Below are 26,985 nucleotides of genomic sequence, written 5' to 3'. Positions count from 1 at the left end.
AAAACAGCCTTTTGGAAAGAGAAGAGTATTACGGTTTTAAAACGACTTTTATACATTCATCCTCACGATTATTAAAAATTCTATAACCATGACTTGCTTCTTCAAGGGACATTTTGTGTGTGATAATATCTCTTGGGTCAAATTCGTTATCTGTTATTTTTTTAAACAATTCTGGCATAAAATGAATGACTGGAGCCTGTCCCATTCTAAGATTAATATTTCTGACCCAAAATGCACCTAATGGAAATAGATTATAGTTACCTCCGTAAACTCCAGTCATTTGCACTGTCCCATACTTTCGGACAGCTTTAGTAGAAATTTGAATAGGTCCAAGGGTTCCGCCCTGCAGTTTGAATTTTTGTTCCAGAAACTCTAGGGGTGATTTCTTTCCATCCATACCAACACAATCGATGACGACATCTGCCCCACCATGTGTGATCTCTTTTAAATGTTCCCCCATATCAGGGTATTTTGTGAACTCAAATACCTCAACATTGTTCATCTTTTTCGCATGATTGATTCGGTAATCCAAGTAATCAACTGCTATTACCCGCTTTGCACCTTCCATCCAGGCAAATTTTTGTACCATCAACCCAACAGGTCCGCATCCAAGAACAATAACTGTATCGCCTGATTTTACACCTGCATTTTTCACACTCCAATAAGCTGTTGGCAGAACATCCGATAAAAAGAGCAGAGACTCATCCTCCAATTCGCATGACTCGGGGATAACGAAGGGAGTGAAGTTTCCAAAAGGGACTTTTAAATATTCAGCCTGACCACCTGGATGGTTACCGAACTTCTCAGTATAACCAAAGTATCCGCCAGAATCATAATGAGGGTTTGAGTTATCGCATTGGCTTTCCATTTCATGTTGGCAATAAAAGCAATGTCCGCATGAAACATTAAAGGGAACGACAACACGGTCTCCCTTTTTTACTTTTGTCACTTCAGGTCCAACTTCTTCTACAATACCCATTGGTTCGTGGCCAATAATATATCCTGGGGGTAATGGCATGTTACCTTGATATAAATGTAAATCAGATCCACAAATAGCAGTAGAAGTAATCTTAACTATAATATCGTCTTTTTTTTCTAATTTTGCATCCTCTACTTGGTTAACCTGTACATGATTTGGTCCTTGATAAGTTACAGCCTTCATAAATGCAGGGCCCTCCTAAATTCTAATACTGTTAACACTCTTAACTATGGTCAACAAATAAAGCCAATAATATACTTATTCACTCTTAGCGTAATTGTTTTATGTAAGTTAAAGGAGCCGAACCGTTTTGACTACGAAGTAATGGTGCTAGCTTTCGAATTAGTTATTGTAAGTGTATATAGCGTGAATTGATTCGGGGAAATAATTTGCTAGTAACAGACCATTCCATAACCCTTACTGAACTAAACTGACCTGCCCCCATAGTTCAACAAGAGAAATGAACAAGAAAAAGAACCCCTTTGCAATAAAGAAGTCCTTATTTATTCATTCAATTTCAGTTGCAAATTGAAACAATTCCGGGTGATCTGCCAAGTCTTGCATCGCTTTTTCTCTTTGTTTTTTGGCTGTTTCAATGTCATCTTCATCTTTTTGAGGGTGGCTTTTTTATCCAGTAATCAAAATAATATATCCAGATAGGGAGTTTGGCATCAATTCGTTTTTTACCATTTATGCATGATTTTATAAGCCCAACACAACCATTAATTACCCTTAATTTATTTGATTTGCTCCGCCAACTCTAAAATAATTCCCTCTGGTCCACGACAGTAGCATAACTTATAACTATCTTCATATTGTTGTATCTCACTAAAGATTTCCGTACCTTTCTTTTTCAATTTGGCAACAAGAGCTTCAATATCTTCAACAGCAAATGCAATATGCCGGATACCCAGGGTATTTGCAAAAGGTTGCTGACTATCCTTTTCATCTGACGGCGTATAAAATTTAATTAGCTCTATCCATGCCTGACCGTCTGGCTTCCCCAATCCGACACATGCTACTTTAACGTCATTAAGCCCACTCATCCGATCCATCAAATCTCCTTCCATTTCCCATTCCCCTTGCACTTCAAGTCCAAAATCGAGAAAAAACTCTTTAGCAGCAGAGAGATCATTTACGATTACACCTACATGATCTATTCTGTGGATCTTCATATTTCATACCTCCTTTATTCCTGTTATTTTGCAATATCCCTGTATTCTTACCTTCTAATTCTCGAAAAACAGAAAATATCCTTCTTGTTGAAGAAAGGCAAAGAGCACTCTTCAATATCCTGCCCCGTTAGTGCCATAAGAAAAAGAGCTTCTGATCAGCTCCTGATTACTTTTAGTTAAATTTTTATCGTAAAAGAAAAAGCTGCGTTAGAACGTTTTCCTTCCCGCAACTTTTACTTTATCTACCATTTAGTTTTTGAATTCTGGGATAAACGATGGATGTGTTAGCTTTGGTTAGTCTACCTGCTCCCCAAACTTCTTCCCGAATTCTTCCATTAAATCAATAATAGGAATGAGTTCTTCCCCTTTTGAGGATAATGAATACTCAACACGAGGAGGAACCTCTGGATAAATTTTGCGATTAATTAAACCAGCTGTTTCTAGTTCTCGAAGTTGCTTTGTAAGGGAACCTTGTGAAATATCCCCTAAAAAAGCTTTGATTTCACTATAACGGCGCTCTTTGGACTTTATAAACCAAAGAATGAGATATTTCCAACGTCCAGATAGTATGTTTTGGGTATAGGCAATGCCATATACTTCTCTCTGTTCCTTTATACACTTTTTGTCAAATCCATCCTTACATATCCTAGACACCCATTCACCTGCTTTCTACTGTTAGGTACAAAAAAATGTACTATGGCAATTTTTATTGCCTTCTTCATAAAAATGAGAATTGGTTATATTCTAGTATATGTAATATAAACACTCAATATTTTTAATATCTAATGAGATATGTTTACGGATTGATAAAGTGGTGATATTGATTCAGATAAAAATATCATTGTTAACTTTAAGCGGAACAACTCTTTGATATACAAATTCTTTAGGAGGAGAAATGATGAAATTTGGAATTATAGGTGCTGGAACAATCGGGTCGATCATTTCAAAAAAATTAGTTAAGAATGGACATGATGTAAAAGTTGCAGATGCACGAGGAATTGAACATTTAGAAGGAAAAGAGCTTGCTGGAACACCTGTCCTTATAGAAGATGTAATGACCAATATTGAAGTTCTTATAATATCTCTCCCTTTAACAGCACTGCCAAGCATTCGGAACATTATCGAGCAAGTTGGGGAGGAAGTAATCGTCGTAGATACTTCAAATTATTACCCTAGCAGAGACCAAAAAATTGCAGAAATTGAGAACGGGATGGTTGAAAGTGATTGGGTTTCCAATCAATTAGGTAAACCTATCATCAAAGCTTTCAACAACTTGTTAGCCCATACTTTAGAAAATGAGGGAACCCCCGAAGGTACTAGTGGACGCATTGCCATGGCGATTGCTGGTAATGACGTATCACAAAAACAAATAATCATGGACGTAGTAAACCAGCTAGGCTTCGACACAGTGGATAGTGGTTCTTTAAGTGATTCGTGGAGACAACAGCCGGGAACTCCTGCATACTGCACAGAACTAACAAAAGAAGAACTAACAAAAGCATTGGAAAAAGCAAATAAAGAAAAAGCCCCATTCCTGCGGGATAAGGTTATAGAGAAGTTATCAGCTTCTAACTTCACCTCCCTCGCAAATAAAGATATCGTGAATATGAACAGAGAAATATATAATTCATAAAACAAAAAGGTGCACTCAGTTTAAAGTGTACCTTTTTGTTTATTGCCACCAAACAATCCACAAAAGCCCTTCAGTCCGATCTCGATTTTTTTCATGATAAAAAGCTACCCATTAAAAGTGGATAGCTAGTATTACATGTTATTTGAAAACAATTTGCAGTTTTCCAGATACTCTTCCAGAAGAGTATCCATCTTTAACATCTACATAAAATTTGCCAATTCTCATATCTGTGAATAAGGTCTTTCCACCAGCTAAGCTATGATAGCCTGTACACTTTCCAGTACTGGCATTGCAGAGACGGGACCATATGTTACTATAGTTAGTCAACAACTTACTTCCAGAAGAAGTCTTTAAATAGATTGGGGAAACCAGTTCTACCTGTAAGTCACTACCTCTGTTAGGATTTCCAATTTCACCATCCCATTTTCCATCTTCTGTTTGAAAAGAATACTGAGGAACACTTGCTTGTGCAGAAGAATTACCTAATACCATTCCACCTACCAGAACTAACACAAATATACTTAAGATTGAAAATAAGTTTTTTATGTTATTTCCTCCTCCCATTTTATCCCTTTTATAATATCAGAATAAACTGATTATTAAAATGATTAAAAATGACTATACCTTCTTAGCTTCAACATCTTTTGGTTGCTTCATCTTCATCGTTTTACAGTTCCAGTCACTACGTTTTGAACGATCCTGCATTTATTTTCTTTTGGAGCGCATGCCCTTAAGTTTTGTAATGTCATCTTGCTTAAGCAAATGGTTATACATTTCACTGTTAACATCATATATCGCAATTTTCCCTTGATTATTATAATGAATTCCCCAACCATAATTTTTCACTAAAGGAGAAGCCCTGAAACAAGCCTTGGATTTTGAAAAGAACTGTTCTCGAAGTTCAGCTGCATTTTCCGCTTCCATTTGATTTTTGATTAAATATGTTTTGAATTGGACGTCTTCTTGTGTAAATTTATAGGGGTTATTGTTAATTAAATCATGCTCGATATAAGCAATGGTGGGTTTTTCGTTTTTGATGACAGGGACCTTTGCTGAAGAAACCTTTGAATCCTCTGAAATGGTAATAAGTGTGTTTTTATAACTCATATAACAACCTCCTTAGTCTACATACCATATCATACCATCATTTCCCTCCGCCATCCTGCCCCTTTAGCTCTATAAAAAAGCGTCGCTTCGCTATGTCTTCATAGCAATACAGATGATGAAAGGCTTTCGTTCATTAAAGGGAGTTGAAGAAGGGCAATCATTATAGGAATTAATCCACTAAAAAAGGCTACTTAACGTAACCTTTTTTGTACAATCATATTCTATTTATCTTTGACTTTAAGGGCCTTAATTACTTCTTCTGTTGCCTCAGCAATAAGCTCATCGTTATAATCAGCCTCTTTTTCATCACGACTTGAAAGTACAGCAAGAACAATAGGATCTCCTTTTGATGGCCAAATGATCGCAATGTCATTTCGCGTACCATATGATCCCGCTCCAGTCTTATCAGCCACTACCCAACCTTTCGGCACTCCAGCACGAATTAACGCATCTCCAGTAGTATTTCTCTTCATCCAATCTATTAAAAGTTCACGTTTCTCAGTTGGAAGTGCATCTCCCAATGTAAAAGCCTGAAGACTAGTAGCAAGTGCTATTGGTGTACTCGTATCATGCGTTTCACCAGGATTAACTACATTTAAATCTGGCTCAATTCGCTCGGGATTGGTAACATTATCTCCAATTCCCTCCAGTACTTTTTTAAATCCAGCCGGTCCCCCCAGTTGTTCAAGGATAAGGTTTCCAGCAGTATTGTCACTGTATCGAAGCGAAGCATCAGCAAGCTCCTTAAGAGTCATCCCCGTATCAACATGCTTTTCGGTAATCGGATTATAATTAACAAGATCCTCACTGGTATAGGTAATTCTTTGATTAAGGTCTTCTATTGATTTCTGGTGTAAAAGTGCCCCTACAGCCAGTGCCTTATGAGTAGATGTAAATGCAAATCGTTCGTTCTCATGAAATTCCACGGTTTCTTTCGTTCCTGTATCAATGGCATAGACTCCAAGCTTTGCATCATATTCCTTCTCAAGTTGTTCAAATTTCTTGATTGTGGCTTCTTTTGCCGTATTATTTTCCGATGTTTGGTTAGTTCCCCCGGTTTGTTCTGTTTCCGACTGTTGTACAACCTGTTTTTCCTCATCTGAGCAGCCTGTAACCATAAGCACCAAGCCTATTGGTGCCAGTATTTGATAAAACCATCTTTTGTTCATCATGTAAACCTCCTAATTATTTGATTAGACTCTTATGTACGAATTGAAAAAACAACCTCATGCAAGGAGCTTTAACAGATTACGTTTGTAGTCTGATTACATCTGTAGTATAGTATTACATATGTAATCAAAGAAAGTCAATTCTTTATTTTTTTACCATCAAGCCACTATAAGTTTGCTATATACCTGTTTTTTAAATTTAAAAGTCAAGAGAGGTGGTATTGAAGGACATGTTTTTAACCTACTTTACAATAGGTCTATTGGTGTCTTCATTTTCCGTTACTGTTATCCTCCTTATACGAAAGTGGTTTGGAAGACAATTAACAGCAAAATGGCACTATCATTTGTGGATGTTTCTTTTTATGGCTTTAGCACTTCCTTTCATACCAACTGATTTATATAATTTTAGTTCTCTCTTTAGCAGCGGGGACATAAATCAAATTAATGCACCCAGCTCTAATATGAAAAAAACCGGGACTGATATGATGCAGGGCCTACACCTCCTACAAGACTTTTCTGTATCGGTCAATCGGCCGGACCTGTCCTTACTTAATAGGGGAGTGATGGGTTTATGGTTGTCAGGGATGCTTTTATTTACCTTTACTATGGTTCGTGGATGGCTCACTATCAGAAGGATTAAGAATTATTCTTCTCCGTTTTCCAATCAAGAAGTCCTCGTGCTTTTCGAAGAATGCAAGAAAAGACTGCAGATAAGAAAACCAATAGAGATTGTTATTTCGAATAGAGTCCAATCTCCAATGATATTCGGGCTTTTTCAAACATATATCGTCTTACCTTCTCAGCATGAAAACTGGCTTAGCTTGAAAAATTACGAGTATATCTTTCTTCATGAACTGAATCACTATAAAAACAAGGATTTGCTGACAAATTACGTGATATTGTTCTATCAAATCATTTATTGGTTTAATCCCCTTGTTTGGCTTGCTTTTAGAGAAATGAGATTGGATCGGGAAATCGCATGTGATACATCTGTTTTACAGTTACTGGATGATCATTCCATTAGTGAATATGGAAATACTATCATTAATTTTTTGGATCTTTCAAAACGGTCAAGTAATCTGCAGTTGGTGACACAATTAAACGGTTCGAAGCTTCAAATCAAAAAACGAATTGAACAAATTTCCGCCTATAAGCATTCCGCAAAAAAATCATTTAGAAAAAGCGTCTTCATTTATGTGTTGGCCAGTATCATTTTGACAATCCAATTACCTTTCGTTTCCGCATTTGCGACGGAAAACGACCGATACTATTTTAAAAATGACGGAGTGGTTTATGAGGATTTACAGCAATTCTTTAAAGGGTATGATGGAAGCTTTGTTTTATATGATCATAACGCACAGCAATATCGCATTTATAATGAAGAAAAAAGCACTTTGCGGATATCACCTGATTCCACATACAAAATCTATAGTGCCTTATTTGCTCTAGAATCAAATGTGATATCACCCGAAGAATCCAAACTTTCATGGGATGGGACGGAGCAACCCTATGAAGCTTGGAATATGGATCAGGATGTTTCATCTGCTTTACAAAAATCTGTAAACTGGTATTTCCAAGAATTAGATCGTCGAACAGGATTTGAAACAATTCAATCCAATCTACAAGAGATAAACTATGGGAATTCCGATGTATCTGGGGAATTTAGTGAATTCTGGAACGAATCCTCATTAAAAATTTCTCCTGTCGAACAAGTCCAACTGCTGCAAGCCTTTTATAACAATCAATTTGAATATAAGGAAAGGCATATCCAAGCCGTGAAGGACGCACTGCTCTTAGAAAAGAATGAAGAAGCTCGCCTATCAGGAAAAACAGGCACAGGAGCAGTGAATGGAAAAAACATCAATGGTTGGTTTATCGGGTATGTAGAGACGAAGAACAACACTTATTTCTTTGCTACCAATATACAAAATGAAGATGATTCATCCGGAAGCAAAGCGGGAGAAATCACTTTATCAATTTTAAAAGATTTAGGAATCTATAATGAAAATGAAGGGGAGAAATATGGAGAAAAACATTCCTAGTATATCAGAATCAGAATGGGAAATCATGAACGTACTTTGGGATAAAGCCCCTCAAACAGCGAATGACATCATACTTTCCTTACAGGAAAGTACCGATTGGAAACCGAAAACCATACGGACCCTTCTCGATCGATTGGTTCAAAAAGATGTAGTAGGTGTCAATAAAGATCAAAGAGTTTACACCTTTTACCCGCTTTATTCACAGGAAGAGTGCCAGCGTGCCGAGACCGAATCATTTATCAAACGTATCTATGGAGGGGCCATGAAATCCATGCTTGTCCAATTCATTCACGAAGATACCCTATCTGATGATGATATCAATGAACTGCGCACTATTTTAAATAAAAAACCTAAAAAGTAATCCTATTAAAAAGGTCGATATGGAAATTAAACATCTATAAGAATAAAGAAAGCCTACAATCCTTGTTATGTAAGGAAGGGGGCTTTCTTTTATTTCAGTTATTTTGACTTTTCTCTATTTTTCAAATGGAACTCGGGGATCTTCGTCTTTATATCGAGAATAGGTCGTGCCTGCACCATTTCACTTAAAATAACCTGTTCACTTTCGGACGGTTCATACGCTTGTTCCAAAATAAACCATTTGCCAAATAAAAACAAATTAAACCCTATACTGATTATCAATATTGTTATTAAAATCTTATTCTTCATATATCCATCCCTGTACCTTTATCTATCTCGATAGTTCCCGCCTCCTGTAATTCATTTAAACGACTTAAACTCTCTTCTTTATTAAAAGAACTATGCCAACGATAATCATATTGATCCAATATACGGTAATGGTTACTAATCAAGTTTTGTTGCAAACGAAAATCCTCTCTATACTCGATTTCTTTCCACCATATCTTACCACCCATTGTTTTTTCTTTAGGCGTACCACCATTTTTGCTAGCGATTAACTGAACAAAATCTACTGGATCGTCACCTATTGATGATATCAACAATTCGCTATGATTAAACAAAGCACAAAATGCAACAACGGTGGTCCAATTGGCTTCTGTTCTTCTTTTTTCAATTTGAACTAGTGTTTTTTTTGAAATCCCTAGAATTTCAGACATCTTATCTTGAGAAAAACCTTGTTCTGTTCGGACAAGTTTCATTTTTTCTGATATTAAATTGATGAACTCTTCTTTTTCCATATATACTAAATACTCCTTTTTAGTGTAATTTTACACTAAAAGTATTATTTTTCAATAAAAAAATACCCTTTTTGATTAAAAGGCAACTTTAAAACACAAATAAAAAAGCAAGAAATAACCTTGCTCTAAATAAGTTGAAATGGAAATGTTTCTTAATTAAGACTTGTTGAACTAAACTGCACCTATAGTTCCATAAGAAAAAGCTGCCTTAAAGACAGCTCCGATCTTCAGCTAACGCACCCGTTACTTGAATTAGAAATTTAATTAGCTTTTCTTGGTCCTCTTTAAAAATAAATAACCTAAAACACCTAAAATTAATGCTATACCTCCGTAAACAATAACTTGAAATATAATATCCCCTATAAACATAACCTGTTCCTCCTGTTTCTAAAAACATTTTCCTAAATCTGTATACGAAATTTTCCCTAAAAAGGTTTCATCTGATAGTTTGATTCTAAAAGTCTTAAACTAAACTGCCCCTTTAGTTGCATAAGAAATTGAGCTGCCCTTAATTAAGGCAGCTCCGAACTTCAGCTAACGCACTTGTTTGTTCAATAAATTTTATAATTGAGTTCCTTTATCGTTATTAAACACTCTTTGAATTCCCAGAGTTTAAATTTTGTACTATTTCAATCTGAAATTTATCGGCTATTTTAAACGTAAATTTATAAATGAAGTATCCAAGAATAACACCTAATACATTACAAATTACGTCATCAATATCAACTGTTCTTCCCCTACCACCTGCTATTAGTTCAATAAATTGTATAGATTCTATACTAATTGATATAACAAATCCTAATAGTACAATATTTTTAAAATCCTTAAATTTATTCCATATTATCGGTGATAATACACCCAAAGGCATCAATAATAATATATTCCCACCCACATTTCTAATAATTAGTCTAATCATAAACACGGTATCACCATCATATGCAATACCTATTTGTTTAATACCGTTTATAATTCCAACAAATGGAGTGAGATTTAAGCCAAACTTAATATTTTGCATATTAAAATCAATCCATAAAGCTAATGGAAACAGTGTAACGGAAACAACCATAAGTATGTATAAAACAAAAAGAAAATTAATAACTTCCCTTAACCAATATACTTGTTTTTGTTTTTTAAATTTAAACCCTATTAAAATACCTCTACCAGCCAAATAACATATAACTCCAATTCCAATAAGCAAACTACCATTAATTAAATACACTCCATTAACCCCTCCTTTCAGCTCAAACAAACCTTATTTTACCATATAATATTACCTTGGTTAGAATTTAATTCTGCTCGTTCATTATCACCAATAAAACCAAGATATTATTGCGTTTCTTTATGAACATCCTGCCCCGTTAGTTCCATAAGAAAAAGGCTGCCTCAGCAACCCCTGTTATTGAGCTAAAGCACCCGTTAGTTTAAGTACATTCCTTCACAATCTTTGTAAATTGAAGAAAATATCACTCCATTTAAATTAACCTTTTATTATCTAACAATTCCTCCTCATCACATTTTATATTGATGAATTTAATTAAAGACGCAGTTACTACTTACCTTTTCGGTAAATGAATACTGTTTTGACTTTTCCGTATAGATTCGGTATTGAATGTTGTCTAATGATTCCGTCTTGTATATGCTTTGTAATCACATGAGCATCAGTTCCTCTTCGAATACCTCTAAAAATCGCGAAACACCAAGACCTCCTATCGCAATTTTTTCACAATCCGAAACAATACGATGAAGCCTAAATCTTATATATATCCTCTTCGTTTGGCAGAGAAGAAATCGCTCCTACCTTCGTACATACGACGGCACCTACTTTATTTGCAAAAAGAATGATTTCTTTAAGTTTACTAAAATCATTAAGAATTGTGTCATAGGACTCAAGATTTGCAAATTGAAATAAAGCAGCACCGACAAATGCATCACCAGCACCAGTTGAGTCAATTGAATTTACTTCGACGCTGTTTATTACACTCATTCCACTTCCATTAGAAAGAAGAGTGCCTTCCCATCCAAGGGTAACAGCCACTATTTTTGCCCCTAAATGATGGAGCATTGCTATTCCATCATATTTATCCATTTTTCCCGTGATTAGTTCAAGCTCTACTTCGCTTACTTTTACAAAGTCAGCCATTGATATACCCTTTCTGGCTAAACTAATAAATTCAGCCACTCTATTTTCCCATAAATCATGCCGGAAGTTAGGGTCAAACGATAGAAAGATCCCCCTATTTTGTGCAAATTCCATTGCCTTTAAATAAGTTGTTTTAAAAGGGTCTTCCAGAAATGCAGTTGCAGATCCAAAGTGAATGATCTTTGCACCACTTAATCTATCTAGGTATAAGTTATCCTCTGTTAAATTTCGATCCGCTCCTCTATTGAATACAAAATCCCTTTCACCATTTGCTTGTAAAGAAACAAATGCTAAAGTAGTTGGTGCCAAATCATCAGTAACAATCATCGATGTATCAACCCCCACCTCTTTTATCGTTTCTATTAAAAATAATCCAAATGGGTCATTTCCTACTTTTCCAATAAGACTCGCTTCCCCACCCAGCTTTGAAATAGCAGCTGCGACATTCGCTGGTGCACCCCCTGCTTTCTTTAGAAAATGATTACCTTCCATTAAATTAACATCAATATCTGTACAATAAAAATCGATCAAAAGCTCCCCAACGCATATGACTGCGCGGTTTGTTTTATTCATTTACATTACATCTCCATTCTTGTGATTTAGGTAAAATGAAAGGCTATCGATCATTTTCGACAGCCTTCATAAACTCTTACTATCAACCCATCTTTAATAGGATTGAAATGTAGTCTTTATCTTTTCCATATACTCTTTAAAGGGTATATTTTCAAAGACTTTAATGTAACTTCTCCACCCTTGCTATAAATTTGTAATCCTTTACTTGATGGATCCGGGAAAATTTGATCAGAAATAACCGTTTCACCTTTGTTTCCAAACACTTCTACAGCAGATCGGTCAATGAAAATATGCATTTTCACAGTCCCATTTAATGCATGTAACGGTCCGTCATGCTTACCGACCACATTGTTCCCATAATCAAAGCTTCCTGAATTTGAACGGTCCACGAATAACTGTTTGGTGGCAACATCATAGCCAATAGTCGTATATTCAGTTGCTCCTTTACGAACTTGAAAGCCGAATTCAGTTGCTTTTATATCATCTACATCAAACTCAGCTATCATTTCAAATGTATCTTCTGATAGTTTGGATAGGAGATTACTTTCACCAGATATGACTTTATTTTCATATGAAATTTCTTCACTCTTATCTCGAATGGTTTCTAAAGAAACTGGTGTTTGTTTTAAACGTAAACCTTCTTCTGTCTGAGTTAGCTCCATCTTTCTTGGCAATGTCGTTGAACTTCTCCAAGTAGAAGTTGGTGTATGATTTGCATATTGCCAATTACTCATCCAGCCAATCCAATATTTTTCGCCATTCTTCCCTTCAATTCCGCTCCAATCAACTGCGGCATAATAATCTGCCCCGTAGTCAGTCCATAACACTTGATTGGAAGGGTTTTCATTTTTAAACGTTTTCCCGTCAAAGGTACCTACAAAATATTGCATACCTGACCCGCCTGCAGGAGCTCCATCATTAATGCTTACCTGTAGTACCCATTTTGTTTTTGAAGGGTCACCATCAATTGGTAATTCGATGAGAGTAGGACATTCCCAAATCCCTCCGTTACTGCCATGAGTAGAAGGTATCCACTCTCCAGAAACAGCAGACCAGTCTGTAAGGATGCCGCTTTCTTTCGAATCGCCTTTCTCAGGCTCTTTGGCAACTTGGTCTACTTCATTTGGCATGGCCCCTTCATTATAAACATTAACATCATCCATGTTTATATGACCCCAACCACCTGCAGCTTGGTCTACAGCTTTAATATATAACACTTCTCCAATGTATTTAGAAGCATCCCAGACGTATTTTTGATATTTTTCTTCTTTAAATTTGGTATTGGCTTGTCGAATTAATTCTTGATCATCAGAGGCTCTCACTAACGAAACATAGCGGGTGTTGATATCATTACCACCGCCCAACAGAAAGTTGATTTCTCCGGAGCCACCTAGTTTAAAATATGAGGAGTGCAGTTCACCTGTTGCGTCATCTCCCTTTTGTAGATCAGTAAACCCCCATAAGTGGTAGTTTCCTTGGTGGCCGAAATCCCCTCCCCAGTATGATGGTACATTTGTCACATGATCTTTTGTGAAAGCATTACCTTCGATTGTACTCCACCCAGTTAGATCACCTGTTTCAAAATCATGATTAATAATTTCCTTCTCATCTGTCATGATGTTCTTACCAACTTGAACATCTTGGAATAACGTGGATGAATTCCAAACATTTAAGCCAAAATGCCCTGATGAAAAAGTTGAATCATTTACATCATGAATGAGATTTCCATCTAAAGAAATTTTAATATTTTTTCCATGGGTGCTTGCTTTTAAATGGTACCTTTTATCTGTATCTAGATTTATTGTTTTTTCAGCTAGAATGGATATGTCTCCATTTTCGATTTTCATGATTTTTATTGTATCGTTTAAAGCATCGATATTCGCCATATAACCGTTTGTTGCATGAGGATCTGCACGAAAAACGAGCGAGCCAGCTCCATTGCCGCCTTTTTCCCCAGATATCTCAATGTTTGCTTCATAAAAAAAGTTATCCCCTGTTTGACCACTCATTACAAAAGCATCCTCCGTAGAGGTTCCACTTTTTCCATCCATCGTGTTCTCCCAGCTTCCGTTTACATCTGTCCATTTTGATAAATTGGTTTCAAAGTTAGATGTATTCTTGAACTCCACATTTCGAAAGGCAGCCGTTGAATTCCACGCTGACAATCCATAGTATCCATAATCGAATTCTATATCTGTTTTTTTTATAACCGATTGGTCGTTTACAGAGACTTGAATTTGATCCCCATCTGTTTCCACCTTCACATGGTAGGTAGTTGAGGTTTTGAGGGTAAAAGGTTTTCTCGCAATTTCCTCGTTTGTTCCATCTATATTCTTACTTAATGTTATGACATCGTTTTTGGCATCTAAGCTCGCAACATAGCCGTTCTTTGCACTCCTGTCTGACCGAAAAACTAAACCGCCTGCCCCTTCTCTCCCATTCTTCTCATTAAGCGTAATATTTCCCTCATAGCTAAATGATTCACCTGTCTGGGATGACATGGTATAAGAAGTTCTGTCTAAGCTATTTGCTTGTATTCCACCATCTTCACCGAATTCACTTGCATACTCCCACTCTTTTAAATTAGGTGAGGTATAAAACATGATCTTATCCTTAGCCGCTAACGACATAACCCATTGGTTCGATTCTTCATGCCAAAATACTTTAGGATCGCGCCAATCTTGTAAAGGAGGGTCTGGCATTACGGGATTCCCTTTATACTTTTCCCAAGTTCTTCCTTTATCTAAGCTATACGCTATACTTTGGACTTGCTTATCCCCAGAATGCGTAAAGATGGCAACCATTGCTTCTTTTCCAAAGCCAGCTGTATTGTTCCAATCGATAACGGCACTCCCCGAGAAAATCTGGCCGTTTTCATCCGGCGATAAAGCAATCGGCAAATGCTCCCAATTAACAAGATCTTTACTGACAGCATGCCCCCAATGCATCGGTCCCCATGTCGTTCCATACGGATGATATTGATAAAACAAATGATATTCACCTTTATAAAAAACCATACCATTCGGATCATTCATCCAGTTAGCTTCAGGAGAAAAATGAAATTGATTACGGTATGGTTCATTATAATACCCAGGGTCTTCTGCATATGCACTATTAAATGGTAAACAAGTGACAGTTGAACATATTAGTAGAGTACTAATAATCCTCTTCACCTTTATTTCACATCCCTTTTTTTAAAATCTAAAATGACATGTGATCGTTATGCTGGACTATTTCCGCGCAATCGATCTAATAGGACGGCTGCTACAATGACTCCACCTTTTACAACTAACTGCCAATAATAGTTGACATCCATTAGAGTTAACCCATTACTGATTACCCCCATAATTAAAACCCCAATAATTGTTCCTATTATTTTCCCTTTTCCACCTGTTAAACTTGTTCCTCCTAGAATAACAGCAGCAATTGCGTCTAATTCATACATTTGACCAGCAGTTGGCTGTCCAGAAAACAACCTTCCCGCTAAAACGACTCCTCCTAAACCAGCTAGTAAACCACTAATCGAATACACATTGATTAAAGACTTTTCAACCTTAATTCCAGTTAACCGAGCTGCCTCTTCATTGCCACCAATCGCATAAATATGACGACCGAACATCGTATATTTAAGAACAAAAAACATCACAACATATACTAAAGACATGATATAAATAGGAGTGGGGATTCCGAAAATACTTCCACCACCGATGAATTTAAATGTTTCGTTTTGTAAAACAATTGGATAACCGCCACTAATGACATAAGCGAGTCCACGAACATATGTGAAGCTGCCTAGTGTAACAATAAATGCTGGTAACTTTGCTTTGGCTGTAAGAAACCCATTAATCAGTCCTACTGCATACCCTACTAGTACGCCTGATAACATCGCAATAATAGGATTAACTCCTGCAGAAGAGACCATGACTGAGATAACGCCAGATAGAGCAACTGTTGCACCAACTGATAAATCAATACCACCAGTTAAAATAACGATTGTCATCCCAGCAGCTAAAATAGCAATAATGGAAACTTGTTTTAATACATTCAATAAATTGGCTGTATCTAAAAAATTTGGTGCTGTAAATGAAAGTACTACACACAATAATAATAAAATCATGATCATGCCAAGCCTATTCCATAAAGAATAAAGGACATTTCCTATATTTAGGCGTTGTGAATGTGTAATAGTTTGCGTATTCCCTCTCATTTCTCTCTCCCCCCTTTGGTAGCTAAACGCATAATTGTTTCCTGTGTAGCTTCTTCCTTCGAAAGCTCGCCTGTTAACCTTCCTTCACTCATGACAAGTATTCGATCACTTACCCCCAATACTTCAGGAAGTTCGGATGATATCATTAAAACGGCCAACCCTTCGTCTGCAAGCTTTGAAACAATCTTGTGGATTTCAGTCTTGGCACCTATATCAACCCCTCGTGTTGGCTCATCAAGTAGTAATACCTTTGGTGCAATTGATAGCCACCTAGCGATCACTACCTTTTGTTGATTCCCACCACTTAAGTTTGATACTTGCTGTTCTGGGGAAGCTATTTTTATATTTAAGTCTTCAATATATTGGTTAGCGCTTTCATTTACTTGCTTCCAACTAACAATTCCTGCTTTAGCGTGTTTTTTCAATTCAGCCATTATGATGTTCTCTTTTACGGACATTGATAAAAATAACCCTTGTTCTTTCCTGCTTTCAGGTACATGTGCAATCCTATTAGCAATAGCATCTATTGATGATTTGATTCTAACAGATTGACCATCAACCAATATTTCGCCACTTTTCAACTCGGACAAACCGAAAATGGCCCTAACCAATTCTGTTCTGCCAGCACCAACAAGCCCCGCTAAACCAACAATTTCACCTGGGTAAATTTTTAAAGATACATTCTTTACAATTGTGTTATCAGAAACATTTTTCAATTCAAGTACAGGTGAAACTTCCTTTGGATTTTTTGTGCCAAAGGCTTTTGACCGATTAAACAAGTCCTTTAAATCCCGTCCTACCATCAGCTTTACGAGATGATCAGGATTTGTCTCTTCAATCGGCCCACTTGCAATCCATTCACCGTCACGTAATACAGTGAACCTATTAGAAATTTTAAAGATTTCTTCCATTCTGTGAGAGATATATACAATGGCAACTCCCTGCTTTTTCAAATCATCAATAATTTCAAACAGCTTTTTTATTTCTTTATCTGTTAAAGAGGCGGTTGGTTCATCCATTATGAGTACCTCTGCATTAAAGGATAATGCTCGGGCGATCTCGACCATTTGTTGTTGAGCAACACTTAAGGTCGAAACCAATTGGCGTGGATTTAGATTCGACCCCATTGAATCTAACACCTCTTGGGCACGTTCATGGACCTTATCCCATTTCACCATTCCTAAACCATTTCTAGGAAAGGTGGAACCCATTAAGATATTTTCACTTATTGTTAAATTAGGAGAAAGGTTTAACTCCTGATGAATAACACTAATTCCTTTGTTCCTTGCATCAGTAGGGTCCTTCCATAAAATTGGTTGACCTTTCAAGTAGATTTTCCCACCATTGTCATCAGGTGTATGAATGCCTGCGAGGATTTTCATGAAAGTTGACTTTCCAGCGCCATTCTCTCCCATTAATGCATGTACTTCACCTGGATAAAGTTCAATTCTCACATTGTTCAATACGGTTACACTCGAGAATGTCTTACCAATCCCTTCCATATTCAACACTGGCTTTTTTAGACTTTGTTGGCCTTTAAGGGACATTTCATTCACAGCCATACCTTTATCTCACCCCTTATATTGATTTGAATAGGCTGATTAAAGGAGGAATCCTTATCAGCCTATTTATTGAAAGATTCTTACCAACCTTGGTAAGAATCTAATGTATCTTGAGTCACAATCTCAACTGGAACTTTAATAAGCTCCTCAACTTTTTCATCATTTTTCACTTTCATTCCGATTTCAACAGCTTTTTTGATCATGTTACTAGGTGACTGAGCTGAAGTAGCAGCAATTGTACTTCCTTCCTTTGCCATTGCTTCTGTGGCTTCAGGAGCACCGTCCACTCCGACAATGAAAAATTCATCTTTACGATTCGCTTGCTCTTGAGCAATTTCAACACCAATTGCTTCTGGATCATTAATCGCAAATACAGCGTCAATAGAGCCTGATGAATTAGCTTGTAAAATACTTTCCATCACCGTTAATGCCTTTTCGCGATTCCCTTCTCCATTTTGCTTCGCGATAACTTTAATTTCGGAATCCTTTATTGCATCTTCAAATCCTTGAATACGATCAGATACAGCCGAAACAGGAGGTCCATCAATAATAACTATTTTTCCTTTTCCATCTAATTGTTCAATCACATATTCTCCGGCCAGTTTACCAGCTTGATAGTTGTCTGAAGTAACAGTGGCATCGACACCACCTTCAGCATTGGTATCTACAGCAACTACTGGAATATCAGCCGCTTTAGCCTGTTGAACAGCTGCCGCAATTCCTTTTGTATCAACAGCATTTAAAAGAATGATATCTACCTTTTTCGTAATAAAGTTTTCAATTTGAGCTGCTTGTTTGGCTAAATCATATTCAGCGCTTTCAACTAGAACTTCAGCACCTAATTCTTTTCCTGCTTCTTCAGCACCTTTAGCCATGGAGACGAAGAAAGGGTTTGCTAAACTACCCACCGCTACACCGATCGTTAATTGTTTGTTACCTTTTTGTCCTTCGTTACCGTCTGTTGATCCATTTGATGATTCACTAGCCCCACTACATGCCGTCATCGTGGCAATTACAAACGCCAAAACTAGCATTCCTATTACTTTTACATAATTCACCATATTAGTCCCCCCTAGTTTTTGAAGATGAAAATAATTAGCTACAGAACGAGAAATTGTTACCGCTCTCAATCTCTTAAACTAGATCACCTCCTTAAATGAATATTTTTGATTGAAACAATGGAAGTATGGTTGATTTTGATAGTTTTTTACATTGACTATTTATTGATAACGCTTTCATCTCTTGTAAAACAATAAGATTCCCCTTTACACATTAGAATTATAATTGATTGATTTTGATTGTTTTTGATTGATTTTGATTATATTAGAGCTGTTTGTAATTGTCAACAGTTCCAATTATTACAAAAAATATATTGATAACATAAAATATTAAACGTTCAAATGGAATGTTTAATACATGGAGCAGATTTTCCCTCTTTGTTAATTGGCCACATTACAATAAATCAAGCATTCTTTATTATAGTGATAAAACAAAGAGGAAAATTTCCAATAAAATAATTTCAGAATCTTCAAAAAAAGCTGGTATTCAAACTGTCTGAATCAGACAGTTTGAATACCAGCTTTCCTTCAACGATAGCAAATTTAGTTTTTAGTCCCTCACAATAATTATCTCTGTTTTCTCCTTATATTTTCCTAACGTTATTGTACCTTCTTCATTCGTAATAACTTTCGTCTGGTTTAAATCTGCAAACTTAGAAAATGATACTTCTCCAAATTTTGTATGATCTGCTAATACAAAGGCCTCACGTGACAAAAAGATGGCTCTTTCTTTTATTTGCGCCTCTTCTGGATCTGGGGTAGTCAATCCAAAATTATAATGAATAGCGTTCGTACCCATGAAACACTTATCAAATCTGTATTTTTTTATACTTTCGTATGCATAACGTCCAACTGTTGCTTTGGTAATCTTTTTAACAAACCCACCAATGAAATATGTACATATTTCATTTTCAAGTAATGCATCTAAATGATCAATTCCGTTTGTAATGACAACGATATCTTTTTGTCTTAAATGTTTGATCATCTGATACGTTGTTGTTCCAGCATCAAGATAAACACAGTCGCCGTCCAAAATTAGTTCTGCCGCATATTTTGCTATCTTAGCTTTTTCCTCAAGGTTCTGCGTTATTTTCTCAAACACACTTGGTTCGTCTCGTTTACTATGTAAAAGTGAAGCTCCACCATGTACACGTTTTAAGTAGTTCTGCTTTTCTAATTGATCTAGATCACGACGCAAAGTAGATTCTGAAGTATTTGTTAATTCTACTAGCTCATGAATTTTAACATTCTCCTTTTCTTTTAATAGCTTTAAAATTAATTGATGCCGTTCCGTAATAAGCATGATATGATCCTCCTTCGTATTACACTTCTATTTAAAGGTTCTTCGTGTATTCTAGTTTAATTAATTTTAGTATATAGAATTTTGCAGTGACATGTGAGAACTATAGGGTATCCCCATAAGAAAAAGGAGCTGTTGATCAGCTCCTGGTAATGAAGTACGCACCTGTTTGTTGAATAAACAATTTAAAATCCATTACCCTGGAATATTATTCTCATTAATTCAACAGCCATAAAGTAAACTAAACCAACAAATATATTAAGACCTAAAGCTAATTTTCTCCAAAGTCCTTTCTCACTAAGAAAAAGATATAATGATTCCACATATCATCACTACACGAAAAGTTGTTATTCCAGGGTCAATCACTTGTGCCATATTTCCAGAAAAGAAACAAATAACCAAGATAATTAAAGCACCCTTCTCCTCTAATTAATTTTACCAAATCTCGTTATATATGTATTTTTTTATTATCGGATTATCTTCCCACTTTACATGCATAAAGAAAAAGCTGCCTTAAAAACAGCTCCGATCTTCAGCTAACGCACCCGTTGGTTCTATAAGAATTATTTCAGAGTTGACACAAACTGTGAAATTAGGATTTTTCTAAAATAAACTAAGAAAACAAATAACAGAATAATCCCTTTATCCTTTTTTCTAGTTACAAATTTAGCAAAGATAAAAATAAGGATTATTCCATAGACAGCGAAAAAGACTATGATTGCAATTAATATACCAGTTAAGATTATGTGAATTGAAGAAAATAAAGTATCCAGTGTAGCACTCCTTTTACTACAGGTATTCTTATTGTGGGTATTTGAAAAGAAATTAATGCATAGTATGAATACACTACGCTTCTTAAACTAATCTATCCTTTTCCATATGAAAGGAGCTCCGGAAGCAACCCCTGTCCGTTAGTTGATACCGCACGCTCTAAAAAGAAAACGTTGCGAGAATGGACATATTTTCGAATAAAAAATGTCTATTCTTTTGGTAATATAGAGGCAGCTACTTATCATGAGGCATTTATAACATACGGAGATGATGAAAAAATGACAGGACCCGTTTTGATTTTGACCATTATTATGACGATATTTAAACTAGTTGTTACCTGCCTTCCAACCGATGTCGTCAATTGGCTTTTGAATAAATTTAAGATGCATCCAACACTTAGTGACGGGAATACCGTGATCACGATGGACGGAAAACGATTGGAAGGGGAAGAGAAGAACCAAGTAATTCAGGATGTTAACCATGCGATGGTTTTGAAGAAAAATCATATATTCCCCGGAAACGATTCCTTATTTTTACACCCAAAGAGTGGTGTGAAGCCATTGGTCATTGATACGAAAAAAGGCAAAAGGGATATTCAGTTATTGGTGTTCGTGTACGGCGACCATGTGGATGTTGTAAAACAGGACAAGAAGAAGCTCGTGGCATATAGCATGCGTTCCGAAAGTCTCCAAGAGCGTTCGATGATGAAGGAAATGGATGTAAAAGAAGCATAAAAGGAAGAAAATGAAAAACCACACCATGATGTGTGGTTTTTTGATAGGGAATTATTTATTTTCTGACACGACTTCTTCTTCTCTTATGAGGATGCCTTCATTTTTTGCTCGCTCATATAGATCGCGTTATTGATAATCAGTGACCATTTTCCAGTACGAAGCACACTTTAGCTGAATTAAAAAGCTCAACTCTCTTTATCCATATATATTAGGCAAATGATTGGTCCCGACTTTCTTGTTTAACTATCCTGCCCCTTTAGTTCCATAAGAAAAAGAGCTGCTGATCAGCTCTTGATAATGAAATAAAGCACCCGTTGGTTCAACAAGGGTTGGAAAGGGAAAACACTATTCCCATTCATAATCAGTCACCAGCTCAACCTTTTCCGGCATTATTTTTTGAAGAGAGTCTATTGTTGAAAAGTTTTCATCATTTGAGAATGCGGCTATATAATCGCCATCATGCCCTACCCAAAACATAGTGGAACTCTCATTTAACGTTGCTATCAGGGTATTGGCTATCCATTTTAGTTTAATAAGTCTTGTTCGGTTATTTTTAGTCCTTTTTACGGGATAAGGTGACTCATGTTCCCTTTCCTCCAGTCTGAAGACATCCTGTTTTAAGGACCATAATGATAGGTTCAACATGCTCCCATTCCCGTGTAAATAAGGATAATATTGTTTAAATTGCTGTGGGCTGCGGATATTTACCTTTACATAGAACGAGTCTTTACTACTCCCCTTCATATAATTGAACTCTATATTTTGCTTCTTAAACAGCTCTTCGTACTCTTCTAGTTGAAAATCATAGATTTCCGCAAGTGAATAAATAGGGTAATAATTTGGGCTCTCCAGCCAATTGCAAAAGAATTCTTCATGGGCTTCTGCATAATCCCCATCAATATAACAAGAAAACTCTACGATATATTTGAACTCACCGGTTATCTCAAAAGGATAAGTGGCTTCTGGGCCAGGCTTAGTTATTATTTCTTCTGGAGGGAAGTGGCTTATTTCTACCTTCATGTTATTCGCCTCTCTTAAAAGGTTCGGATAGTTACATTTTTATTATATACCACGTGAAAAAGTTGTTTTCACTGGCTTATTAAAGTATCAGTTGTTGAACTAACTTGCCCCTTTTGTTGCATAAAGAAAAAGCGCCCTTAATGACAGCTCCGATCTTCAGCTAACGCACCCTTTAGTTTAATTGCATTTATTCACAATCACTAAGACTTAATAAGGGCTTATAACTTTTCAAATTCTATGGACTTGCAGGAAGGACATTGAAAAGTAGACATATCGGTGTCATTATGAACCCATTTATCAGAACAAAGAGAGCAGTGTAAAACAGTATGCTTTTCTTTAAATTCCATTGATTCTTTTCGGTATCGTTCATAATCGTCGGGGAACATATCCGCTAATGTGCGATACACAAAATTGCCCGTACATTCCTTTCCGTTCCAGTATTCCTTTCCATTTAAGTATTCAATCATATTTTATCTCCCCTAACAATTTATAATTAATATATCATTTCAATCATTTACCTTACTGATGACATATAGCGATTATATAGGTTAGAACATTCCTTCATACAATCCAAGTATATATTTCTTATTTCCTCATTCGGAGATAATTTCAGATAACTTTCACTTTTCAATAAGGAAATAAGAGGTTTCATTTCGTAATAGTATTCGTAATTTTCCTTCTGTGTTAAAAGTTTTTTATAACCTTCTAATATTTTAAAATAATAGCTATCCATCAAACGATATTTACACTTCGATAACTCCAAATAATAAAACCTGTTTATTTCCCCTGACATATATTTAGCAAGATACATTTCGTTATCTCCTAAATAGGCAGGACTGGCTTGTGAGTAGTAACGATACTCACCATCACTATACAGTTTTTTGGAAATGAGAAATTTATGCCAGTTCATTACTTCCTCGTAACGAAATCCTAATGCGCAAGAGATACTTGAAACCATAACAGGTTTACGTTTCAATATGTAATCGATAATCGTAACAATCAAATCACTTTCATCAAGAATGGCAATCGAAGTCCAACAAATATAATTGTTGTCTAAACTGCCTATGATACACACTTCTTTATCAGGGCTAACATAAATATCAAAATATATTTCTTTATCATCTATTTTATAATTAGGTTTTTTACAATTATTTTGATTAACCAAATTATATTTTTCAATTTCCAATACAAAAACCTTCCTTCTATTGAATCAAATATCAATAATTATAAAGAATAACTTTTACTTATTATTATTCACCTTTAGCTCCATAAGAAAAAAGAGCTGCCAAAGCAAATTCCGCCTATACCATGTGGTTAGAAATCCTGCGAATAAGCAATTTTCCGAGCATTGCCCATTAAACTAGGGAAGTTCTATAAGAGGTATTTATAACGTTAAGGAAAATTCCGATATTAAAAAGCCAATTTCTCAGCATTAAAATTGAGAAATTGGCTTTTTTCGTTACTCTTAACGGAATAATTCTATTCGTCATTCAACAGTTTATAATCAACCTTCGTTGTAAACGGCTTGGTTTAACTTGAATGGCACCTTCTCAGCTCTTTGGAACTCCCTCACTGGGCTCCTGCTGATATCTCGACGGTCAAATAAATGCTATAACAATAAAGATTACTTACTTACTTTTAAAAGAAACTGATCGATACGTTCTTTTTGCCGAAAGTGGTGACGGAAGTGCATTTCGATTAGCTGAAAATATTCCTTTGCATTTAAATATCCCATTCTCCGGTGCTGAACTTTCTGGCTGGCCGGAATGTCAGAGAGCTTTCTCTCGATCTCTTGCATTTTCTCAACGATTTGAAGTAGTCCTTCCTTTACTTCTTCTTTTCCTGCAGGATTTGGCGGTGTGAAATCCGGTGTATCCGGACCTTTTAACCTGACTGGAGGAAACGTCCCTTCTTTGAAAATCGACTCGCCTATTTCTGTTTTTTCACCGCCATCGGAAGTAGTGCCATTAACACATTGCTCAATGGCTTTCAAATGGAGACTAAGGGTACTCTTTATTAAATGATTGTACATTTGTCCTAATGACCATTCATCCTCAGAAGGCTTCCTCGTAAACTCATCCAGCGAATATTTACTTAACTCTTCAATATAGTATGCAGACACCTGTTCGAATCGCTTCAATACCTCTTTTGTATCCAATAGATCTCCCACTTTCTTTATAATTTTTCTTTCTCCTTAATGTTATTAACTTCGACTAACTTACAAATAATCCCTTCTCGCCTATTCAAGAAAGTAGTGATTTCGGTTCATCATGTTTATAAACGATTAGACTTTATTTAGGTACTCTTCTTAAAACATATGAAGTTCACCTGACAAAATTGTTAGCATATCTCACAATATTGTTAGGTGAACTTTATTAACTTCCACATTATAATTTTTATAGATAATATTTACAAATACTTAAAGAGAGGAAATGTTATGAGAGCCCAAAAAGACAATCATCCCATAATTATGTTTGATGGTATTTGTAACTTGTGTAATCATTGGATCCAATTTGTGATAAAAAGGGATCCAAATGGCATATTTAAATTTTTGTCTCTTCAATCAGAGTTAGCACGCTCAATTATGGAAAGCCACAATCTAACTAATAAAGAGTTGGATTCTATTATCTTGATTGATAACGATCAAATATTCACTGAATCTACGGCTATCTTATACATTTTAAATAAACTTAAAGGACCTATAAAATGCCTCATTCCATTATGGATGATACCTAAATTGATTCGGGATAAAGGTTACCGTTTCATTGCAAAAAACCGTTATACCTGGTTTGGTAAAAAAAGTGCTTGTATGATACCGACACAAGATATAAAAAACAGATTTATTGAATAACTAAAATGGAAAGTAGGATAGATAAATAATGAATAAGAAAAGTTCCCTTAAGAAACTTAAAATGAGTACGATTACTGCGTTGAGATGGTATTTAGCTTTAACCTTTTTCATTTATGGGATGGCCAAGATATATCCAGGACAATTTTCCACCGGGGATTTTATATTTGATTCCACCAAGGACTCCGCTATGCAATTAGCTTGGCACTTCTTTGGTTACTCCCATACTTATAATTTATTTATAGCATTCGGAGAGTTAACAGCAGCCTTGTTATTATTAATTCCAAGAACAGCAACATTAGGGAATATTATTTACCTGCCTATCACAGTAAATATCACTATCCTTAATTACTGTTTTGGCATACCAGCGCTCGGCATTAGTTCTGTATTGACACTTATGAGTATTTCCCTTCTATTATTTGAATATAAAAAGCTTAGAATGATCTTTTTAGCAAATCCAGTTATCGGTAAAGAGTCGATACAACCTAAAAAAATTAAGAAACAGGTGAATATAAATTGACTATAGTAAATTTTCTTCTTTTACTTTTAATCTTTTCAATATCTTGTTTTTATTATTTTGTTGTAAAAAAAGATTCTTGATCCATAATATTGTTGGCATAATCACTCTTTAAAAAACCATCAAAAATAAAACCCCTTGGCGGCCAATGGGTTTTATTCGCCTATGCTGTAGGTTTGAAACCAAAAACCCACCCTTACATCCAATCCTTTCCATGTTCTCGAATGAAGTTAATATCGTTTTGATAATGTTCAAGATGCCCTTCCTCTATCATCTTTTGAAAAGTAATCTCCCCTTCACTGGCTTTTCTTGTAATTGTTTTACATAACCCTTCTAATCGCAGCAATACCATTTCCAAATAGTCTGCTTCTATTCCCTCACCGTAAGATTCAAGAAACAATCTGATTCTTTGTTTTATACGGGTACCATGCTGTAATGAATGGTAATAAACTTTCTCACCTGCTTCAGAAAGATGAAATCTGCTTAAGGGAACGCAAGTATAAAGTGTGTAAGCTATGTCCCAAAGTCTTGGACCGGGTCCAGCAACATCAAAATCAATAATACCCATTGGTTTTTTATGATTAAAAATAATGTTGTACATCGCAAAATCATTATGGCACAGCACCTCAGGTTGATGTGGGGTGTTATCAATCGGTTGCCAGCTATCATCAAATGAAAAATCACTGACAGAATCATGATAAAGACGGAGCATTTTCGCTATTTCCATTAAGACATCATCTGACCACATGTATGCCTTTAAAGGATAATTACCAGCTTCTCCTTCAATAAATGATAATATTTCTCTTCTTTTTTCATCAATACCTAAAAACTTTGGTGCATAACTGAAACCTTTATTCTCCAAATGCTTTAATAGCTTATGAATTTTGGGACTATCAGGCTTTAATTCCCGTCGAACAGTATCTCCTGAACGATAAACATCAGAAACATTCCCCCCTGTTAGCATTTCTTCATTATCAAGGTTTGACATCCATG

Annotated in this window: 25 protein-coding genes and 1 pseudogene; 6 read left to right on the top strand and 20 right to left on the bottom strand. The window is 35.8% G+C overall.

The genetic code is table 11. The annotated features are described in order from the left end of the window. Positions 1-28: 28 nt before the first annotated feature. The 3 genes from A6755_RS05600 to A6755_RS05590 form a co-directional block, all read right to left on the bottom strand. Positions 29-1,162: a zinc-dependent alcohol dehydrogenase gene (locus A6755_RS05600; RefSeq protein ID WP_063590019.1), complete on the bottom strand. Its 1,134-nt coding sequence runs from the start codon at positions 1,160-1,162 to the stop codon at positions 29-31. Positions 1,163-1,716: 554 nt separating this feature from the next. Then, complete coding sequence (locus A6755_RS05595) at positions 1,717-2,154, bottom strand: VOC family protein (RefSeq protein ID WP_063590018.1); 438 nt, start codon at positions 2,152-2,154, stop codon at positions 1,717-1,719. Between the two features lie 294 nt (positions 2,155-2,448). After that, entirely contained in the window at positions 2,449-2,808 is a 360-nt protein-coding gene (locus A6755_RS05590) for a winged helix-turn-helix transcriptional regulator (protein WP_034304541.1), read from the bottom strand. 244 nt (positions 2,809-3,052) lie between these two features. Between A6755_RS05590 and A6755_RS05585 the strand changes: the two genes are divergently transcribed. Continuing rightward, positions 3,053-3,787: an NADPH-dependent F420 reductase gene (locus A6755_RS05585; protein WP_063590017.1), complete on the top strand. Its 735-nt coding sequence runs from the start codon at positions 3,053-3,055 to the stop codon at positions 3,785-3,787. Positions 3,788-3,925: 138 nt separating this feature from the next. Here A6755_RS05585 and A6755_RS05580 read toward each other — a convergent pair whose 3' ends face one another. The 3 genes from A6755_RS05580 to bla all read right to left on the bottom strand — a co-directional run bounded on the left by A6755_RS05580 (position 3,926) and on the right by bla (position 6,063). Next, the gene (locus tag A6755_RS05580; RefSeq protein ID WP_034304545.1) at positions 3,926-4,351 is read right to left on the bottom strand and encodes a hypothetical protein; all 426 of its coding nucleotides are present in this window, start codon (positions 4,349-4,351) and stop codon (positions 3,926-3,928) included. Between the two features lie 141 nt (positions 4,352-4,492). Next, entirely contained in the window at positions 4,493-4,894 is a 402-nt protein-coding gene (locus tag A6755_RS05575; protein WP_063590016.1) for a DUF6157 family protein, read from the bottom strand. Between the two features lie 221 nt (positions 4,895-5,115). Next, complete coding sequence (gene bla / locus A6755_RS05570; RefSeq protein WP_174878696.1) at positions 5,116-6,063, bottom strand: class A beta-lactamase; 948 nt, start codon at positions 6,061-6,063, stop codon at positions 5,116-5,118. A 230-nt stretch (positions 6,064-6,293) separates the two neighbouring features. Here bla and A6755_RS05565 point away from each other — a divergent pair, with 230 nt between their 5' ends. Both A6755_RS05565 and blaI read left to right on the top strand, forming a co-directional pair. Then, positions 6,294-8,105 (top strand): BlaR1 family beta-lactam sensor/signal transducer, encoded by a 1,812-nt coding sequence (locus A6755_RS05565; protein WP_063590014.1) that lies wholly within the window; start codon positions 6,294-6,296, stop codon positions 8,103-8,105. Then, positions 8,086-8,466 carry a penicillinase repressor BlaI gene (gene blaI, locus A6755_RS05560; RefSeq protein WP_063590013.1) on the top strand — a complete coding sequence of 127 codons (381 nt, stop codon included), beginning with the start codon at positions 8,086-8,088 and terminating at the stop codon, positions 8,464-8,466. Before A6755_RS05565 ends, blaI begins: the two co-directional genes overlap by 20 nt. A 98-nt stretch (positions 8,467-8,564) precedes the next feature. Here blaI and A6755_RS05555 read toward each other — a convergent pair whose 3' ends face one another. The 10 genes and pseudogenes from A6755_RS05555 to A6755_RS05515 form a co-directional block, all read right to left on the bottom strand. Then, positions 8,565-8,774 (bottom strand): hypothetical protein, encoded by a 210-nt coding sequence (locus A6755_RS05555; RefSeq protein ID WP_063590012.1) that lies wholly within the window; start codon positions 8,772-8,774, stop codon positions 8,565-8,567. After that, the gene (locus A6755_RS05550) at positions 8,771-9,262 is read right to left on the bottom strand and encodes a helix-turn-helix domain-containing protein (protein WP_063590011.1); all 492 of its coding nucleotides are present in this window, start codon (positions 9,260-9,262) and stop codon (positions 8,771-8,773) included. Before A6755_RS05550 ends, A6755_RS05555 begins: the two co-directional genes overlap by 4 nt. 586 nt (positions 9,263-9,848) lie before the next feature. Then, on the bottom strand, positions 9,849-10,481 hold the full coding sequence (locus A6755_RS05545) for a VanZ family protein (protein ID WP_063590010.1): 633 nt from the start codon (positions 10,479-10,481) through the stop codon (positions 9,849-9,851). A gap of 528 nt (positions 10,482-11,009) precedes the next feature. Then, positions 11,010-11,975 carry a carbohydrate kinase family protein gene (locus A6755_RS05540; RefSeq protein ID WP_063590009.1) on the bottom strand — a complete coding sequence of 322 codons (966 nt, stop codon included), beginning with the start codon at positions 11,973-11,975 and terminating at the stop codon, positions 11,010-11,012. Positions 11,976-12,091: 116 nt separating this feature from the next. Next, complete coding sequence (locus tag A6755_RS28215; protein ID WP_431188844.1) at positions 12,092-13,105, bottom strand: glycoside hydrolase family 32 protein; 1,014 nt, start codon at positions 13,103-13,105, stop codon at positions 12,092-12,094. 1,407 nt (positions 13,106-14,512) lie between these two features. Then, positions 14,513-15,121: pseudogene (locus A6755_RS28210) on the bottom strand (glycoside hydrolase family 32 protein); the annotation flags it as partial. A gap of 74 nt (positions 15,122-15,195) precedes the next feature. Beyond that, positions 15,196-16,098 (bottom strand): ABC transporter permease, encoded by a 903-nt coding sequence (locus A6755_RS05530; RefSeq protein ID WP_225988884.1) that lies wholly within the window; start codon positions 16,096-16,098, stop codon positions 15,196-15,198. An 80-nt stretch (positions 16,099-16,178) separates the two neighbouring features. Further along, positions 16,179-17,744, bottom strand: a complete 1,566-nt coding sequence (locus A6755_RS05525; RefSeq protein ID WP_063590007.1) for a sugar ABC transporter ATP-binding protein — start codon at positions 17,742-17,744, stop codon at positions 16,179-16,181. Between the two features lie 80 nt (positions 17,745-17,824). Then, the gene (locus A6755_RS05520; RefSeq protein ID WP_063590006.1) at positions 17,825-18,805 is read right to left on the bottom strand and encodes a substrate-binding domain-containing protein; all 981 of its coding nucleotides are present in this window, start codon (positions 18,803-18,805) and stop codon (positions 17,825-17,827) included. Between the two features lie 547 nt (positions 18,806-19,352). After that, the gene (locus A6755_RS05515) at positions 19,353-20,105 is read right to left on the bottom strand and encodes a DeoR/GlpR family DNA-binding transcription regulator (RefSeq protein WP_034304571.1); all 753 of its coding nucleotides are present in this window, start codon (positions 20,103-20,105) and stop codon (positions 19,353-19,355) included. Positions 20,106-21,151: 1,046 nt separating this feature from the next. On the opposite strand from A6755_RS05515, the gene A6755_RS05510 reads away from it, so the two are divergent. Then, positions 21,152-21,607, top strand: a complete 456-nt coding sequence (locus A6755_RS05510) for a YfmQ family protein (RefSeq protein WP_063590005.1) — start codon at positions 21,152-21,154, stop codon at positions 21,605-21,607. Between the two features lie 345 nt (positions 21,608-21,952). Here the strand turns inward: A6755_RS05510 and A6755_RS05505 are convergent, their stop codons facing one another. From A6755_RS05505 to A6755_RS05490, 3 genes are all read right to left on the bottom strand, one after another. Continuing rightward, entirely contained in the window at positions 21,953-22,627 is a 675-nt protein-coding gene (locus A6755_RS05505; protein ID WP_063590004.1) for a hypothetical protein, read from the bottom strand. Between the two features lie 514 nt (positions 22,628-23,141). Then, positions 23,142-23,813 (bottom strand): hypothetical protein, encoded by a 672-nt coding sequence (locus A6755_RS05495; RefSeq protein ID WP_217349286.1) that lies wholly within the window; start codon positions 23,811-23,813, stop codon positions 23,142-23,144. Between the two features lie 438 nt (positions 23,814-24,251). Further along, positions 24,252-24,785 (bottom strand): DinB family protein, encoded by a 534-nt coding sequence (locus tag A6755_RS05490; RefSeq protein ID WP_063592449.1) that lies wholly within the window; start codon positions 24,783-24,785, stop codon positions 24,252-24,254. Positions 24,786-25,064: 279 nt separating this feature from the next. On the opposite strand from A6755_RS05490, the gene A6755_RS05485 reads away from it, so the two are divergent. Both A6755_RS05485 and A6755_RS05480 read left to right on the top strand, forming a co-directional pair. After that, positions 25,065-25,478 carry a thiol-disulfide oxidoreductase DCC family protein gene (locus tag A6755_RS05485; protein ID WP_063590002.1) on the top strand — a complete coding sequence of 138 codons (414 nt, stop codon included), beginning with the start codon at positions 25,065-25,067 and terminating at the stop codon, positions 25,476-25,478. Between the two features lie 28 nt (positions 25,479-25,506). Next, a complete protein-coding gene (locus tag A6755_RS05480; RefSeq protein WP_063590001.1) occupies positions 25,507-25,995 on the top strand; it encodes a hypothetical protein in 489 nt (162 codons plus the stop codon). A gap of 193 nt (positions 25,996-26,188) precedes the next feature. On the opposite strand, the gene A6755_RS05475 is transcribed toward A6755_RS05480, so the two are convergent. Next, positions 26,189-26,980: a phosphotransferase gene (locus tag A6755_RS05475; protein WP_063590000.1), complete on the bottom strand. Its 792-nt coding sequence runs from the start codon at positions 26,978-26,980 to the stop codon at positions 26,189-26,191. Between the last annotated feature and the right edge of the window lie 5 nt (positions 26,981-26,985).

Origin of the sequence: Peribacillus frigoritolerans, from assembly GCF_001636405.1 — a bacterium.
GTDB classification, from domain to species: Bacteria; Bacillota; Bacilli; order Bacillales; family DSM-1321; genus Peribacillus; species Peribacillus frigoritolerans.
Note: the sequence above shows the minus strand (reverse complement) of the source record. Positions and strands in the feature narration are given on the sequence as shown.